Source organism: Enterobacter sp. 148H3 (assembly GCF_034107425.1).
In the GTDB taxonomy this organism is placed as follows: domain Bacteria; phylum Pseudomonadota; class Gammaproteobacteria; order Enterobacterales; family Enterobacteriaceae; genus Enterobacter; species Enterobacter vonholyi.
Window position 1 is genome coordinate 185,830 of sequence record NZ_JAWNEI010000006.1, and the last position, 16,078, is coordinate 201,907.

Sequence of the window (16,078 nt, forward strand, 5' to 3'; positions counted from 1 at the left end):
GGCTCTTATCCTGTGCTAAAAAACGAAAGGACGGCATGCCATGAATATATTCGATCACTATCGCCAGCGCTATGAAGCTGCCAAGGACGAAGAGTTCACACTGCAGGAGTTTCTTACCATCTGTCGGCAAGATCGCAGTGCCTATGCCAATGCGGCAGAACGGCTATTGATGGCTATTGGTGAGCCAAACATGGTTGACACTGCCCTGGAGCCTCGGCTTTCCCGTCTCTTTTCGAATCGGGTGGTCGCCCGATATCCGGCGTTTGAAGAGTTCTATGGTATGGAAGATGCCATCGAACAGATTGTCTCCTATCTGAAGCATGCCGCTCAGGGTCTGGAAGAGAAGAAACAGATCCTCTATTTACTCGGCCCGGTGGGCGGCGGTAAATCCTCGCTGGCGGAACGCCTGAAGTCGCTGATGCAGCGCGTGCCTATCTATGTGCTGAGCGCCAACGGCGAGCGCAGCCCGGTGAATGACCATCCGCTGTGCCTGTTCAATCCGCAGGAAGATGCGCAGATTCTGGACAAAGAGTATGGCATCCCGCGTCGCTATCTCGGCACCATCATGTCGCCGTGGGCGGCAAAACGCCTGCACGAGTTTGGTGGCGACATAACCAAATTCCGCGTGGTGAAGGTCTGGCCATCTATCCTTGAACAGATCGCCATCGCCAAAACTGAACCCGGCGATGAGAACAACCAGGACATCTCGGCGCTGGTGGGTAAAGTTGACATCCGTAAGCTGGAAAACTTCGCGCAAAACGACCCGGATGCCTACGGTTACTCAGGCGCGCTCTGCCGGGCTAACCAGGGGATCATGGAGTTCGTCGAGATGTTTAAAGCACCGATTAAAGTGCTGCATCCTCTGCTGACGGCAACCCAGGAAGGAAACTACAACGGGACGGAAGGTATCTCCGCCCTGCCGTTTAACGGGATCATTCTCGCCCACTCGAACGAATCTGAATGGGTGACCTTCCGTAACAACAAAAACAATGAGGCCTTCCTTGACCGCGTGTACATCGTCAAGGTGCCTTACTGCCTGCGGATCTCTGAAGAGATCAAAATTTACGAGAAACTGCTTAACCACAGTGAGCTGGTGCACGCTCCCTGCGCGCCGGGCACGCTGGAAACGCTGTCTCGCTTCTCCATCCTTTCGCGCCTGAAAGAGCCGGAAAACTCCAGCATCTACTCGAAAATGCGCGTGTATGACGGTGAGAGCCTGAAGGATACCGATCCGAAAGCGAAATCGTATCAGGAATACCGCGACTACGCCGGGGTCGATGAAGGGATGAACGGTCTGTCCACGCGCTTCGCGTTTAAGATCCTCTCCCGCGTCTTTAACTTCGACCATGCGGAAGTGGCGGCCAACCCGGTTCATCTGTTCTACGTGCTGGAGCAGCAAATTGAACGCGAACAGTTCCCGCAGGAGCAGGCTGAACGCTACCTTGAATTCCTGAAAGGTTACCTGATCCCGAAATACGCCGAGTTCATTGGCAAAGAGATCCAGACGGCCTACCTGGAATCCTATTCAGAGTACGGGCAGAACATTTTTGACCGTTACGTCACCTACGCTGACTTCTGGATCCAGGATCAGGAGTACCGCGACCCGGATACCGGCCAGCTGTTTGACCGTGAATCCCTGAACGCGGAGCTGGAAAAAATCGAGAAGCCTGCCGGGATCAGCAACCCGAAAGACTTCCGTAATGAGATTGTGAACTTCGTCCTGCGCGCCAGAGCGCATAACAACGGGCGCAATCCGAACTGGACCAGCTACGAGAAGCTGCGCACGGTCATTGAGAAGAAAATGTTCTCCAATACCGAAGAGCTGCTGCCGGTGATCTCGTTTAACGCCAAAACCTCAACCGATGAACAGAAAAAACACGACGATTTTGTCGACCGTATGATGGAAAAAGGCTACACCCGCAAACAGGTGCGCCTGCTCTGCGAATGGTACCTGCGCGTGCGTAAATCGTCTTAAAACAAGTGCCCGGCGGCGCTTAGAGCCTGCCGGGCCTACAAAATGCAAGTTGGCAAATGCAGTACGGGGGGTATATGACCTGGTTTATTGACCGGCGTCTTAACGGCAAAAACAAGAGCACGGTGAACCGCCAGCGCTTCTTGCGTCGTTATAAAGCGCAAATTAAACAGTCTATCTCCGAGGCCATCAACAAACGCTCGGTGACCGACGTCGACAGCGGCGAGTCTGTCTCCATCCCCACCGATGACATCAGCGAACCGATGTTTCATCAGGGGCGAGGCGGCCTGCGCCATCGCGTACACCCAGGTAATGACCACTTCGTTCAGAACGACAGAATTGAGCGCCCTCAGGGCGGCGGAGGTGGTTCAGGAAGCGGTCAGGGACAGGCCAGCCAGGACGGTGAAGGTCAGGACGAATTTGTCTTCCAGATTTCAAAAGATGAATATCTCGACCTGCTGTTCGAAGACCTGGCGCTGCCGAATCTGAAAAAGAATCAGCATCGTCAGCTTAATGAATATAAAACCCACCGCGCGGGCTATACCGCCAACGGCGTGCCCGCCAACATCAGCGTCGTACGTTCGCTGCAGAATTCGCTGGCGCGGCGCACGGCCATGACGGCAGGAAAACGTCGCGAGCTGCGCGAGCTGGAGAGCAGCCTGAAGGTGGTGGAAAACACGGAACCGGCGCAACTGCTGGAAGAGGAGCGCCTGCGTAAAGAGATTGCAGAGCTGAGGGCGAAGATCGAACGGGTACCGTTTATCGACACCTTTGACCTGCGCTACAAGAACTACGAAAAACGCCCTGAGCCCTCCAGCCAGGCGGTGATGTTCTGTCTGATGGACGTGTCCGGCTCGATGGACCAGGCAACCAAGGATATGGCGAAGCGTTTTTATATTTTGCTCTACCTTTTCCTGAGCAGAACCTATAAGAACGTGGAGGTGGTCTATATCCGCCACCACACCCAGGCGAAGGAGGTGGATGAACATGAGTTCTTCTACTCTCAGGAAACCGGGGGGACCATCGTCTCGAGCGCGCTGAAGCTGATGGATGAAGTGGTCAAAGAGCGCTACGACCCGGCGCAGTGGAATATTTATGCTGCGCAGGCGTCGGACGGCGATAACTGGGCCGACGACTCACCGCTGTGTCACGAGATTCTGGCGAAGAAAATTCTGCCTGTGGTGCGTTACTACAGCTATATCGAAATCACCCGCCGCGCGCACCAGACCCTGTGGCGAGAATATGAGCATCTGCAGGCGATGTTCGACAATTTTGCCATGCAGCATATCCGTGACCAGGATGATATTTATCCGGTGTTCAGGGAGCTGTTCCACAAGCAGTCTGCTACCAGCAATGCATAATCCAACAGCCAGCGAGCCCGCTGGCTGTTTTCTTTCGACCCCGCTCATCCCGTGCTAATGTAGAACGCTGCATACTGGATTATCACCGGGAAATCGTTATGACTGATGACGTTATTGGGGCAGGAACCCACCAGCAACTGATTACCTTACTCACCGAGCAGGGCGCGCGGTTTCGCGTCATGGAGCACGAGGCTGTCGGGAAATGTGAAGCGGTAAGTGAAATTCGCGGGACCGACCTGCGGCAAGGCGCAAAAGCCCTGGTCTGCAAGGTGAAGGGAAACGGCGTAAAAAAACACGTTCTGGCGATCCTCGCCGCCGATCTGCAGGCTGACCTGAGCCAGCTTGCAAGCCATTTTGGCGGGCTAAAAGCCTCCCTCGCCAGCCCGGCGGAAGTCGATGCCCTGACCGCCTGCGTTTTCGGCGCTATCCCGCCCTTTAGCTTCCATCCTGATTTGGCACTGGTTGCCGACCCGCTGCTGTTCGAGCGTTTTGACGAAATCGCGTTTAACGCCGGCCTGCTGGAGAAATCCGTGATTATGGATACCCAGGATTACCTGCGCATCGCCCGTCCTGAGCTTGTCACCTTCCATAAAGCGTAACTGCGATGGCTGACGCCCTGTCAGCCTTTTCGTTCCAGAAACAGCACGGAGGCAACGAGAATAGCGGCAATAGCGAAAAACGATGAGGAGATAATCAGCGTTTCAACAAACATGTGATCGTTCATGATGGCGACCCTTTTGCGATATCTGCTTTCGTTTTAATCCGCGTAAATGACAAGGTAATGACAACGATAAAATCTTTTTAAAACTGTTCTCTACCGCGTTTGCGCGTACAGTAAACAGAACAATTTTTCTGGCAAGGATTCCCTATGTTTGACCCTACTCTGCTCATTCTTCTGGCACTGGCCGCGCTCGGCTTTGTCAGCCATAACACCACCGTCGCCATCTCGATTCTGGTGCTGATTATTGTGCGCGTGACCCCGTTAAATACCTTTTTCCCGTGGATAGAAAAACAAGGCCTCACCATCGGGATCATTATCTTGACCATTGGGGTAATGGCGCCGATCGCCAGCGGCACCCTTCCCGCATCAACCCTGCTGCACTCGTTCGTAAACTGGAAATCGCTGGTGGCGATCGCGGTGGGGATTTTTGTTTCGTGGCTGGGGGGACGCGGCGTTACGCTGATGAGCAGCCAGCCCTCGCTGGTGGCGGGTCTGCTGGTGGGCACCGTGCTGGGCGTGGCGCTCTTTCGTGGCGTACCGGTCGGCCCGCTGATTGCGGCTGGCCTTGTCTCTCTGTTTATCGGGAAGTCGTAGTCAGGCTGGCCATATAACGCACTGGCGTCTGGCCCAGTCCCTTTCTGAACATGGTGATAAACGCGGTGGTAGAGTCATAGCCCAGTGACTGGGCCACCTGCTGTACCGATTTCCCGCCGATCAGGTGCTGTAATGCCACAATCAGCTGCAGCTGGTGACGCCAGCGGCGAAAGCTTAAGCCGGTCTCTTTCACCACCAGCCGCGCCAGGCTGCGTTCGCTCATGGCGAAGTGGCTCGCCCACTGCGCCAGCGTCTGCCAGGCGGCGGGCTCTTCCGCCATTTTCTCGCTCATCAGCCGAATTTTGGGATGGGGCGAGACGGGCAGCTGCAGATGCTCCTGACGCTGGAGCGGCAGCTCGTCAAACAGGACGTCCACCAGACGCGAGGTGGCCGCGAGCTGCAGCTGTTCACGAGATTTTTCCGCGAGCGATAAAATCAGCTCCCGCACCAGGGTGGAGATTTTCAGGGTACAGCAGCGCTCGGGCAGGCTGACGGCCCCCGGCTCAATAAACAAAAAGCAGAGCTGCGCGCCCGGCGTGGCCCTGTTGCTGTGCGGCATTTGGCCGGGGATCCAGACGGCATACTGAGGTGGAACCATCAGCATGGCATTTTCCACTTCACAGGTGATTGCGCCGCCGAGGGCAAGAATCAGCTGCCCCTTACGGTGATGATGCCGGGGAATATACTGTTCCTCCGCCACTACCTGAATGCGAAATGCGACGGCCGCATCGTACTGGCTATCAGGATCGTAGCCTTCCAGTCCCAGACCAATCATCAGTTTGTCCGATATTAGCGATAAACTGTCATTTTAGCCTGATTTCAACCGCTGATAAAATGGGTATTGTGTGCGCTCGCTTGAACGTATGAGAACATAATGACTACTGCTATTCGCACCTCAGGAAAACACGGCGCGCTGTTGATTGCAGGCATCCTGATGATTGCCACTACGCTTCGCGTCACCTTTACCGGCGCAGCGCCGCTGCTCGATACAATTCGTCTTGATTATGGCTTAAGTACGGCGCAAACCGGTCTGCTGACCACCCTGCCCCTGCTGGCTTTCGCCCTCGTCTCGCCGCTCGCCGCGGGCGTTGCCCGGCGTATCGGCATGGAGCGCAGCCTGTTTATCGCCCTGCTGCTGATTTGCGTCGGGATTGCCGTTCGCTCCCTGCCTTCCGCCGCTTTGCTTTTCACCGGAACGGCGATCGTCGGCTGCGGTATTGCGCTCGGGAACGTGCTGTTACCCGGATTAATTAAGCGTGATTTTCCCGGCCAGGTGGCGAAGCTCACCGGAGCCTATTCCCTGACGATGGGCGTCTCGGCGGCGTTTGGCTCAGCGATGATCGTTCCCCTGGCACAAGGGAGTGCGGGCTGGCATGGCGCGCTGCTGATGCTGATGGCGTTTCCGCTGGTCGCGCTGCTGCTCTGGCTGCCCCAGTGGCGTCAGAAACACGTCGCAACGGTAACGGCCGCAGGCGCGCTACATAACCGCGCGATCTGGCGCTCGGCCCTCGCCTGGCAGGTCACGCTCTTTTTGGGGATAAACTCGCTGATTTACTACGTCATCATCGGCTGGCTGCCGGCGATACTGCTGAGCCACGGCTACAGCGAAGCCCAGGCTGGCTCGGTGCACGGTCTGTTGCAGCTGGCTACGGCCGTTCCGGGACTCGCCGTTCCGCTGATCCTCCACCGCCTGAAAGACCAGCGGGCGATCGCAGGCGCGGTGGCGCTGATGTGCGCGATAAGCGCGGCGGGATTATGGTTTATGCCGGGCATGGCGGTGATGTGGACGCTGGTGTTTGGCTTTGGCACAGGGGCAACGATGATCCTCGGCCTGACGTTCATCGGTCTGCGCGCCAGTTCTGCGCACCAGGCGGCGGCGTTGTCCGGCATGGCGCAGTCGATTGGCTATCTGCTCGCCGCATGCGGTCCCCCGCTGATGGGAAAAATTCACGATAGCGCAGGAGACTGGCAAATCCCGCTTCTGGGCTGCGCCCTGGCCGCCGTGATAATGGCCCTATGCGGTATCTTAGCCGGGCGAGACCGGGAGATCGCGCCCCGTTAAACAGTGTGGCAGACCCTCGGGTCTGCCTTTTTTACCCGCGAGCGGCGCGCAGCATCGCCTGCACCAGCACGACCGGACGCCCTTCGAGCGCGGCACGCTCGTGCTGGAATAAGGTGATCACGAAGAACGGGTGCGTAACCAGCTCCGCGGCGCGAATTTCACCCTGATCGTCCCAGCCCGTTACATGCATATCACCGCTTTCCAGCGCCTGCGCAAACGCCGGCGACACGCCATAGTTACAGTGATACCCCTCTTCAATTTCGGGCTTGCCGTACGCTTTGGCGATCAGCGTATTATTGCGCAGCTCAATGGCATCCGTTTTTTCCACCAGCGAGCAGGTCAGCGGCGCAATCACCATGGTGCCTTCGGTATCCGTCTCAGCGTGTGCCGCATCAGCCCAGCCCAGCACGTTTCGGGCATACTCAATCAGCGCGTGCTGGAACCCGCCGCAGGTTCCCAGGAACGGGATGCTGTTTTCACGGGCGTAGCGCGCGGCTATAAAAGCGGCCTCGGTGTTTTTGTAGGGGCTGGCAGGAACCAGCCAGATGGCATCGTAGCCCACCAGATCTTCAGGGCTAGTCAGCTCCGTGGTGGCCAGCCAGTCGTAATCCGCGGTGAGGTCAAGGACTGCTGCAGCGTCGTCAATGGCCAACGGGATCGCCTGATGCGCAATAACATTGGGATTGTAATCGCCAACCAGCGCAATGCGCAGCGTCGTTTTAACCGGGAGGTGTTCCATGAAAGGTTCCTTATGCCAGAGTATTATCAGATAACATAAGGAACCTCAGACTACCGATCTTTTGCAGTTATCACAATACCTTAAATTGGGAGGGTGGAATCATGATTCAGTGCAAACGCGTTTACGAACAGGCAGGTCCGGACGACGGCTATCGGGTGCTGGTGGACAAGCTCTGGCCTCGCGGGCTTAAAAAAACGGACCTCGTCTATGATGAATGGTGTAAAGCGCTCACGCCCTCGAATGAACTACGCAAGGCCTTTCATAGCGAAACCATTGATTTCACCGCCTTCAGTAAGGCCTATCGGGAAGAGCTTGCGAAGCATGCTGACGAGGGAGTGCGTCTGGCGACGCTGGCGCGCAGGCAGACCGTCACCCTGCTCTTTGCTGCCAAAAACACGGAGCAAAATCACGCCCTGATCTTAGCCGACTGGCTGCGTCATTTGTGATCAGCCGATCGTCAGTTCATCCAGAATTTGCGGCGCTTCATCCGGGGTGAGCGGCATCAGATGTTCGGCGCGTACAAACGCAAAGCCGTGCTGGTTGTCAAAGGCGTAGACATCACCCGTCACCAGCCAAAGCGCGCGATCTGCGGTGGCCGGTAATTGCGTCATCACGCCGTTGACCGGGTTAACAAAACGCAGACCAGGCTGGCAGAGGCCAAATAGCTCAACAGATTTACCAATATTGCGACGGCCTGACGTCGTGCGGGCACCCACGATCATCGCCATGCTGCCCGGTTTTAGCTGAAACATACTTCTCTCGCGGAAACGAATGCCAGAAACTGGCTAAGATTAATCCTAAAGAGGAGTGTATCGCAGGTGGTATCCGTCTGTCACCTGGTGGGTTGCGGACGATCGCGACGATAGAGCGTCCATTCATCGATCACTTCGCCGCCCGGTAATTTGCACTCGGTGCGAACGCCCTGCGGGCTTTGAACCGGGATCTGTTCCCCGCCTTTCTCCAGGCAGTAGACGGAGGCCGGGTTCGCCATACCAATAACGTGCGGCGGTTTCGGCGCATCGGGTGGCGTGGGTTTTGCGGTACAGGCGGTCAGGGGAAGCGCCAGCGCCAGAAGCAGAAATCTCATCTCATTGATCCTTTTGACGTCATTACACCCTAAGGGTAACGGGTCATCGCCGCGTTCTCCATGATTTCTCCATTTTAACTGCACTTTTCAGCACTATAGTGTGGCATGTTCTCGATATGACCAGAGAACATCATTCCGTAATCAAGATGTCTTTGCCCCGTTCTCAACAACGGGGCTTTTTTTTCACGCATGCTGCCCTCTCCCTGCATATATTAAATTTTCTGTATTCATGTTTTACTATGCCTGAAGCCTCAAAACTCAGCATAACATGCAGATGCAGACGTCTTCTGCCTGGGAGTCATTCTACGTCATGTCGGATCTTATCCTCGCTCGCGTTTCAGAAACCCTTGCCACCGAGCAGTCCCTTGAAAGCCTCGTTCGCCAGCTGCTTGAGATGCTGGAGATTGTCACCGACATGGAGTCGACCTACCTGACGAAGGTGGATATCGGAGCGCGGCTGCAGCACATCCTCTACGCCCGCAACAGCAAGCAGATGACGATCCCGGAGGGTCTGAGCGTCCCATGGGACGAGACGCTGTGCAAGCGTGCGCTGGACAGTGACACGTTATTCAGCAATGACGTACCCGAACGTTGGCCCGAGTGTGAAGCCGCAAAAGCGCTTGGCATTACGACCTACATGAGTATACCTGTCCATCTTGCGGATGGTTCACTCTACGGTACGCTCTGCGCCACCAGCACCGCCAGAAAGCCGCTTAGCGAGCGCGGGGAACAGGTTCTGAAGCTCTTCGCCGGGCTGATCGCCCAGTCCATTCAGAAAGAGTCGCTGGTAACCCAGCTTCGCGAAGCCAATGCGGCCCTCATCGCGCACTCCTACACGGATGCCCTTACCGGTTTACCCAACCGTCGCGCCATTTTTGAAGATCTGACCACGCTGTTTTCTCTGGCCCGGCACCTTAAGCGTAACGCCATCATCGCGTTCATCGATCTGAATGATTTCAAACTGATTAACGATCGTTACGGCCATGAGGCTGGCGACCAGTTCCTGATAGAAGTGGGCAAGCGTTTGACGGAAGAGAAACAGGAGGACGATATTATCGGCCGACTGGGCGGTGATGAATTTCTGGTCGCATCGCTGAGCCAGCTCCACGAGGACGGAGATAACGCGCAGGTTACGCTGCTCAAAACGCGCCTCAGCGCCTGTATCGCAGGCGAATACTGGCTGGGCAGCGTTCATATTATTTATCCGGGCGCCAGCCTCGGCGTTATCGAAGTGGACCCTGCCGCAACCGATCCTGACAGCGCATTACGCGACGCGGATGTCGCGATGTATCAGGATAAGAAAGGAAAAAGCAAAACACGCTTTCTCACTATGGATTAACCCCGTACACTCTACGGCGTTACAAAAACCGAAACAGGTGATGATATGAGAATAGGGATCCTCTTCCCGGTCGTTATTTTTATAACGGCGGTGATTTTTTTAGCGTGGTTTTTTGTCGGTGGTTACGCGGCGCCTGGGGCATAAATGAGAAAAACGACCCTCATTATGCTGATCGTTGCCATCGCGGCGTTTGCCGGCACCCAGCTTGGCTGGTGGTAAATTCCAATACGTAAAAAGGCCGCCATCTGGCAGCCTTTTTTCAACGCTTTTAAGCCTTAGCTTTTGATTTTTCTGTAGATAAACAGAACAACCAGCGCACCAATCACCGCGACGGCGAAACTGCCGAAGTTAAAGCCATCGACTTTGCCAAAACCGAACAGCGTACTGATCCAGCCGCCGACTACTGCGCCGACAATACCCAGTATTACGGTGACGATAAACCCACCGCCATCTTTGCCCGGCATGATCCACTTCGCCAGAATACCCGCAATAAGCCCAAAGATAATCCAGGATAAAATTCCCATAACTTTCCTCTCTGTATGGTTTTTGTCATTAAATCAACGACACAAAAAGAATAGCACAGGATTTCAGAAAGGAAATTTGTGATAGGCATCACAAGGAGAGAGTGAGTAATTATTCATCAACAAAAAGAGCGTGCCACATAAACTGTGGGGTTGCATCTTTTGTTGAGAAAGATTATCTTTCTCAACACTGAATAGTTGAGCGAAACACTCAGGTATTCAGTACGACATTGCTCACATTGCTTCCAGTATTTCTTGCCCACTCCTGAGTGGGCTTTTTTTTCTGCTCATACCCCAACAAACGCGTAACGGTTACGTCCTGCGCGCTTTGCCTGATAGAGCGCCTGGTCAGCGGCAATAATGATATTTTGCTGGCTGCCAGCGATGTCGACGGCACGTGCGGTAGAAATCCCGACGCTGACCGTTACCCGTCCGAAGGGGCTAAAAGCATGCGCAATTTGTAGGGAAAACACATTGCGAATAATCGTCTGGGCCAGTCGGAGCGCATCCTGGATATCCGTATCAGGCAATATCAGCGCAAACTCTTCTCCGCCGTATCGCGCCACAATCTGATTATCACGCGTAAGGCTCTCCCTGAGGCTGTTTCCGAGCATTGCCAGACACCGGTCCCCTTCCGGATGACCATAGTTATCGTTGTATTTTTTGAAGTAATCCACGTCCACGATCAGTATCGAAATCGGTGCGTCATGCTCAGCACACATAGTGATTTCCGAGAGGATTTTTTCATCAAAGAAGCGGCGGTTGTACAGCCCGGTCAACGCATCTTCTGAGGCAATAATCTTCAGCGCTTTGTTATCCCTTGTTTTTCGGGAGAGATCGGAATACAGGAAGTATGACGCCACAATGAGGATCGCCGTGAACACGAAAATGAGCACCGCCAGCTGAATGGCCTGTTTGCGCCAGGGTGCAAGGGCTTCATCAATGCTAACGGCCACGGTGGTGACCAGTCCGTAGCGTCTGTTTTTCTCGTAGGCATAAATGCGCTCGATTTTATCAAACCGTGAGATGGAGCTGGCTATCCCCGAATTTTGTACCTTGAGATATTTCCTGAATAGCGGTGAATCAGAAACAATCGTGCCGATATAAGTATTTTTAAAGGGATAACGGACCAGCAGCACGCCTGATTGCGTCGTTAAGCCGATGACGCCCGAGTGACCGATATTAATCTGCCCGTAGAGTGCCAGAAAATTTTCGATACCCAGCGTCACCACCACCACTCCGTTAAATGCCCCGCTCTCGGTTTCAAGGCGTCGACTGATGGTGATAACCCATTTGCCATTGGTTCTGCTTACCACCGGCTCCCCAATAAAAATCTGCTGAGTTTTATTTTCTTTGTGATAGATAAAAAACTCTCTGTCCGAGCCTTTGCGTGACCCGGTAAAACTTTCATGCAGTGCGGTGAAGATATCGCCCTGAGCGTTGTAAACAACCACATTATTAATCTGGGTAAGAAGGTTATCCTGATTATTGATCATGTGCTGAATATTGGTCGCCTGCTGCGGGGTCATACCATAAATTTCGATTATGTCGGAAACGGTAGTAATTAACATTTCACTCTGGCGCATGATCCCCTCGGTGTAGACATCAAGGGTATGGCTCAGGTTAGCAACGCTGGTATTAATTTGCTGGATTGACTGCTGTCTGGACGTGGCTATTTGGACGGCGAGCGACAGCGAGAGGATCAATGAAACAATGATGACGGTAATGGTTGTTGTGTAAAAAGTATTTTTCACATGCACGAGCTTTTCCACCTTATCACGCCTGACATCCCTGGCTGACAACTCTTGTCACTGTAACAAAGCTCGGGATAAGAGGAAAATGAATTGCACTTAAGCAGACAACGGAAGCTTGCCTTTATTTTGATTTACAAACTTACGATCTCCCTGGGTTTAGATAAAATGACTTTAATAAAATCGATATAGGAGACGGGCTTACCAAAATAATATCCCTGTAACAGGGTAATCTCATTACGGTTGAGATACTCCAGCTGCTCTTTTGTTTCTACTCCTTCAGCTACAATGCGCAATGAGAGTTTTTTCGCCAGATCAATGACGCAGTCCAGCAGGATCGTTGAGTCCTTTTCCTCTGAAACCCGGTTCACAAAGCTTTTATCAATTTTAATATAATCAATGGCAAGCGCATTAAGACATGACAGCCCGGAATAACCCGTACCAAAATCATCAAGGGCAATAACAAAACCAGCGTTATGCAGCATGTTGAGGTTTTCCACCAGGTGAGGATTATCGATCAGCGGTTCACGCTCGGTCACCTCGAGAACCAGTTTGACCTCTTTACCCTGAAACCCCTTCCCGAAGACGCGACAGTCCCCGATAAAGGAAGGTGCATTGATGTGTCTGGCGCTGATGTTCACCCCGATATGAAACCCGTCCGGTAGCTTAGGCAACAGTGGTTTAAGCTGTGCGACCACTTTCGCCATCAACCCTTTGGTTAACGGGATAATTAAACCGCTACGTTCGGCAATCGGAATAAAGACATCCGGCGGGATAAAGCCTGACTTTGGATGTTTCCATCTCGCCAGGACCTCAACACCGTACAACCCGCCGGTATCCCCGTTCACGATCGGCTGATAATAAGGCTCGATCTCCCCCTGCAAAATGGCTTTACGCAAATCGTCTTCGAATGAGGTGCTTTTCCCCTTGTAACGGCGGATCAAAATGCCCAGCACCACGGATAATGCAAGAATAAGCAGTATCAGGCTCCATCCCTGGTGCAGTAGCCGCGTCAGGCTAAAAAAGGCAGGAGGCTGCCAGGCCAGGCTAAAGGGGAACTGCGAAGATGTCGTAAGTGACCCCGTCCACGAAGCCGCTTTCCAGCTGGTCACATCACCGCTGCGGGTAAACATTCTTTCGCCGACAACCAGTCCCAGGCCAACGCTATTTGATGCGCTCGTAATGGCGCCCTGCAAATGCGCGTCGCTGATGCTGACCATGACGCGCCCTCCCGCAACGGGCATCTGAAAGACAAGCACCGGCATGCCGTTCACCAGCCGATTGCCGGGTAGCAGCATCAACTTTTCGGCAGGTAAGGTCTCAGGGTGAATAATCAATACGCCATTCCCGGGAAGGGAAGTACAGATGATTTTGCCCTGCTGCTGGATCATGATGGCACGCAGATGCGGTTTTAGCGCGGCTTCCGTCCCCAGCGCCAGCTGTCCGCTACTGGTACACCCCTGCTCCGCAACGCGCTTCGCCGTGTTGGCCGCACTGACTGCTTCAGCCAGTATATTTTCTATTTTTTGGGTGCTTGCCATCGCGGCATGACTATTACTCAGCTTCGCCATCTGCCATAGCTGCCAGTTAATAATCAGAATGCCGCTCATAAAAAGAAACAGGGCACTCATAATAGGGATCATCACGTTGCGCACGATGTTTTCCTTAATAGAAAAAACAAGCATGGATGTTCTGGAAGAAAAGCCTGTGCTAATCCGGCGTTGCTTATGGCAATGAAAATAGCTTAGCTGAGAATTGTCTTAAAAAACTGATGCTTTCGTATGAGTTCACCTGCCCGAATTTACTCACATGACGTGACTATCAGGCTTGTTCCTTGCCCTGGCTGTGTTAAGCTTTGTGAAATCAGGGAGCGGACTGGATATCTGGAAAATGAAAAAGCTCATTGCCGTTGCTATCGTTTCAACGCTTCTGGTCTTCCTGTCTCTTTATGCCGTCAATGCTGTCATCACAGGACAGCAGAAGAGCAAACAGCTCGAAATATCCCGAACCCTTTTACATTATTCAGAAGACCTGTCCCAAAACGTTGCGCTGGGCCTAAAAAGCATAACGACGCAGGGATGTGATAAAGCCAGCCTTGATAGCTACAGACAAATCAAGCTTAATAATCTTTATTTTGGCGATATAGGTTTTATCGAAAAGGGAAAAATAGTCTGTACCGCTTTTTGGGGGAAACTCGCAACGCCCGTTGCACTTCCTGCAGAACTGCATAAAACGCCGAGAGGCTTTCTCCTGGCCCAGTTTTCGCGAAAAGACTTTTTCACGGGCAACGCGGCAATTTATAACAATATTATTATCTTCACCTCCCGCTATGCTTACGATAAATTCAGCCCGGTTACCGCAAGTTATTCGCTAAGTGCTACCACGAAAGACTTCGGCAGAGTCTTTTTTTCGGCCGCTCCGGAGCTAAATCAGCAGAGCTGGCTGCATTCGACGTTGTTTACCCTGACCCTGACGCAGTGCAGCGCCTTCTGGGACCTGTGCGTCATCGTGAAGCATCATGACGCTGGGCTGGCCTCGTTACCTCCGTTTATCTTTGCGCTTCTTGCGGTCATTCTCTGTTTGATCTGGATCGCGATTACGTTGTTTATCTTCCGAATCTATGAAGATCGTTTTTCTCTGGAACGCACGCTGATCAAAGCCGTCATCACGAATACCATCTGCGTTAACTATCAGCCCATTATCCGTATTCGCGATCAAAAAATCGTGGGCGTCGAAGTTCTGTCGAGATGGCGCGATCAAAAGCACGGGGACGTCTCTCCGGAGCTTTTTATTCCATTAATTAAGAAGATTGGTCTGTATAAAAAATATTATAGTAATATTATCGAAAAATCCCTTTCCGAAATTGCCCCACTGGCAATAAAACACCAGCTGATAGTATCAATAAACGTTGGGCGGAAGGAAATTGAAGATGGACAGTTCATTACCATTTTGCGTCGTGCGTGTTTTGCCAATCACCTTCCCCTTTCCCTGATGAAGGTCGAACTCTCTGAGAAAGCCGTTTCCACGGCAGATATCCTGGAGGGATTCTGTCGGGAGCTCAAATCGCTCGGCGTTAAAATATCAATAGATGATTTTGGCGTGCAAAACTCGAACCTCGCACGCCTGTCGCTGCTTGAATATGATGAAATCAAAATTGATAAGTCGCTGGTGGACGGCATCAGCGAGCATTATAAACAAAACATCTTCGCTATCTTCAGCGATGCTCTTGCAAGATTGAATAAAACGCTTGTATTCGAGGGCGTGGAAAATGAAATTCAATATCGCTTTATTGCGGACAGATATCCCGATGCCCTGATCCAGGGATGGTATTTTTCAAAAGCACTCACCCGCAGCGAACTGGCGAAGCAACTCACCGGCGTCACACCGTAATCCAAAACTGGCGTGCCCGTTTTTTCCCGTCGGGCATTTCAATTTTTTACGCAAAAACATATAGTCGTCACAATCAGACGGTAGATTACCCTGAAGCACACTCATATTTTGGTTAAAAACGTGAAATTATCCTTACTATTCCCAGTGGTACTCTTTTGCCTGACCGTTATTTTCGCGCTGTTTATCGACGCCCCCGCTTCGCATATTCTGCGGAAAAAGTGCATGTGGTCCGATAGCGTGATGCTGAGCTGTATCGCAAAGCATCAGCATAACGGTTTTTGAAGCAGGCTATTCATTTCCCCACTGATTGAGGAAGTTCGCAATATCATCAATGCGCCCCGCACGGATCCCGGCCTCTGCGGCCATCTCCTGCTGGGCTTCCTCGCTAATCTCCTCGTTATTCGATAAACGGGTAAGCAGCAGCTGGAAATAATGCGCAAGCGCGTCGAGCTCTGACTCAGCGACGGACTCTGCGGCTTCCGTCGCGTACTCATCGGCAATGTCATAATATTTCAGTGGGATATCGTTGTTCATAACTGTC

Annotated in this window: 18 protein-coding genes; 9 read left to right on the forward strand and 9 right to left on the reverse strand. The window is 52.9% G+C overall.

Going from position 1 to position 16,078, the window contains the following annotated elements; genetic code table 11:
- Positions 1–40: 40 nt before the first annotated feature.
- The 3 genes from yeaG to USH94_RS11070 all read left to right on the forward strand — a co-directional run bounded on the left by yeaG (position 41) and on the right by USH94_RS11070 (position 3,932).
- On the forward strand, positions 41–1,975 hold the full coding sequence (yeaG, locus tag USH94_RS11060; protein ID WP_008500713.1) for a protein kinase YeaG: 1,935 nt from the start codon (positions 41–43) through the stop codon (positions 1,973–1,975).
- Between the two features lie 74 nt (positions 1,976–2,049).
- Positions 2,050–3,333, forward strand: a complete 1,284-nt coding sequence (locus tag USH94_RS11065) for a YeaH/YhbH family protein (RefSeq protein WP_032651499.1) — start codon at positions 2,050–2,052, stop codon at positions 3,331–3,333.
- A 98-nt stretch (positions 3,334–3,431) separates the two neighbouring features.
- The gene (locus USH94_RS11070; protein ID WP_111965576.1) at positions 3,432–3,932 is read left to right on the forward strand and encodes a YbaK/prolyl-tRNA synthetase associated domain-containing protein; all 501 of its coding nucleotides are present in this window, start codon (positions 3,432–3,434) and stop codon (positions 3,930–3,932) included.
- A gap of 20 nt (positions 3,933–3,952) precedes the next feature.
- Here the strand turns inward: USH94_RS11070 and yoaI are convergent, their stop codons facing one another.
- A complete protein-coding gene (gene yoaI, locus USH94_RS11075; protein ID WP_111965575.1) occupies positions 3,953–4,057 on the reverse strand; it encodes a small membrane protein YoaI in 105 nt (34 codons plus the stop codon).
- A gap of 144 nt (positions 4,058–4,201) precedes the next feature.
- On the opposite strand from yoaI, the gene USH94_RS11080 reads away from it, so the two are divergent.
- The gene (locus USH94_RS11080; RefSeq protein ID WP_024908579.1) at positions 4,202–4,648 is read left to right on the forward strand and encodes a DUF441 domain-containing protein; all 447 of its coding nucleotides are present in this window, start codon (positions 4,202–4,204) and stop codon (positions 4,646–4,648) included.
- On the opposite strand, the gene USH94_RS11085 is transcribed toward USH94_RS11080, so the two are convergent.
- Positions 4,632–5,423 (reverse strand): AraC family transcriptional regulator, encoded by a 792-nt coding sequence (locus USH94_RS11085; protein ID WP_111965574.1) that lies wholly within the window; start codon positions 5,421–5,423, stop codon positions 4,632–4,634. The two genes, USH94_RS11080 and USH94_RS11085, sit on opposite strands and share 17 nt — an antisense overlap.
- Before the next feature lie 99 nt (positions 5,424–5,522).
- Here USH94_RS11085 and USH94_RS11090 point away from each other — a divergent pair, with 99 nt between their 5' ends.
- Positions 5,523–6,710 carry a CynX/NimT family MFS transporter gene (locus USH94_RS11090; protein WP_111965573.1) on the forward strand — a complete coding sequence of 396 codons (1,188 nt, stop codon included), beginning with the start codon at positions 5,523–5,525 and terminating at the stop codon, positions 6,708–6,710.
- Positions 6,711–6,741: 31 nt separating this feature from the next.
- Here the strand turns inward: USH94_RS11090 and USH94_RS11095 are convergent, their stop codons facing one another.
- A complete protein-coding gene (locus tag USH94_RS11095; RefSeq protein WP_111965572.1) occupies positions 6,742–7,449 on the reverse strand; it encodes a CTP synthase in 708 nt (235 codons plus the stop codon).
- Between the two features lie 101 nt (positions 7,450–7,550).
- Here USH94_RS11095 and USH94_RS11100 point away from each other — a divergent pair, with 101 nt between their 5' ends.
- Positions 7,551–7,895: a DUF488 domain-containing protein gene (locus USH94_RS11100; RefSeq protein WP_111965571.1), complete on the forward strand. Its 345-nt coding sequence runs from the start codon at positions 7,551–7,553 to the stop codon at positions 7,893–7,895.
- Here the strand turns inward: USH94_RS11100 and USH94_RS11105 are convergent, their stop codons facing one another.
- Together USH94_RS11105 and USH94_RS11110 are read right to left on the reverse strand one after the other, a co-directional pair.
- On the reverse strand, positions 7,896–8,201 hold the full coding sequence (locus tag USH94_RS11105; protein WP_111965570.1) for a hypothetical protein: 306 nt from the start codon (positions 8,199–8,201) through the stop codon (positions 7,896–7,898). It abuts the gene before it with no gap.
- Positions 8,202–8,281: 80 nt separating this feature from the next.
- Positions 8,282–8,536 (reverse strand): DUF333 domain-containing protein, encoded by a 255-nt coding sequence (locus USH94_RS11110; protein ID WP_111965569.1) that lies wholly within the window; start codon positions 8,534–8,536, stop codon positions 8,282–8,284.
- Between the two features lie 310 nt (positions 8,537–8,846).
- On the opposite strand from USH94_RS11110, the gene USH94_RS11115 reads away from it, so the two are divergent.
- The gene (locus tag USH94_RS11115) at positions 8,847–9,875 is read left to right on the forward strand and encodes a sensor domain-containing diguanylate cyclase (protein WP_111965764.1); all 1,029 of its coding nucleotides are present in this window, start codon (positions 8,847–8,849) and stop codon (positions 9,873–9,875) included.
- 45 nt (positions 9,876–9,920) lie between these two features.
- Complete coding sequence (locus tag USH94_RS11120; RefSeq protein WP_029739841.1) at positions 9,921–10,019, forward strand: YoaK family small membrane protein; 99 nt, start codon at positions 9,921–9,923, stop codon at positions 10,017–10,019.
- Positions 10,020–10,150: 131 nt separating this feature from the next.
- On the opposite strand, the gene USH94_RS11125 is transcribed toward USH94_RS11120, so the two are convergent.
- From USH94_RS11125 to USH94_RS11135, 3 genes are all read right to left on the reverse strand, one after another.
- Positions 10,151–10,399, reverse strand: a complete 249-nt coding sequence (locus tag USH94_RS11125) for a GlsB/YeaQ/YmgE family stress response membrane protein (protein ID WP_008500746.1) — start codon at positions 10,397–10,399, stop codon at positions 10,151–10,153.
- A gap of 284 nt (positions 10,400–10,683) precedes the next feature.
- Entirely contained in the window at positions 10,684–12,168 is a 1,485-nt protein-coding gene (locus USH94_RS11130; RefSeq protein ID WP_414146655.1) for a diguanylate cyclase, read from the reverse strand.
- 113 nt (positions 12,169–12,281) lie between these two features.
- Positions 12,282–13,778 carry an EAL domain-containing protein gene (locus USH94_RS11135; protein WP_258525065.1) on the reverse strand — a complete coding sequence of 499 codons (1,497 nt, stop codon included), beginning with the start codon at positions 13,776–13,778 and terminating at the stop codon, positions 12,282–12,284.
- A gap of 259 nt (positions 13,779–14,037) precedes the next feature.
- Here USH94_RS11135 and USH94_RS11140 point away from each other — a divergent pair, with 259 nt between their 5' ends.
- Positions 14,038–15,537 (forward strand): cyclic diguanylate phosphodiesterase, encoded by a 1,500-nt coding sequence (locus USH94_RS11140; protein ID WP_111965568.1) that lies wholly within the window; start codon positions 14,038–14,040, stop codon positions 15,535–15,537.
- Positions 15,538–15,825: 288 nt separating this feature from the next.
- On the opposite strand, the gene USH94_RS11145 is transcribed toward USH94_RS11140, so the two are convergent.
- Positions 15,826–16,071, reverse strand: a complete 246-nt coding sequence (locus USH94_RS11145; protein WP_111965567.1) for a DUF2543 family protein — start codon at positions 16,069–16,071, stop codon at positions 15,826–15,828.
- Between the last annotated feature and the right edge of the window lie 7 nt (positions 16,072–16,078).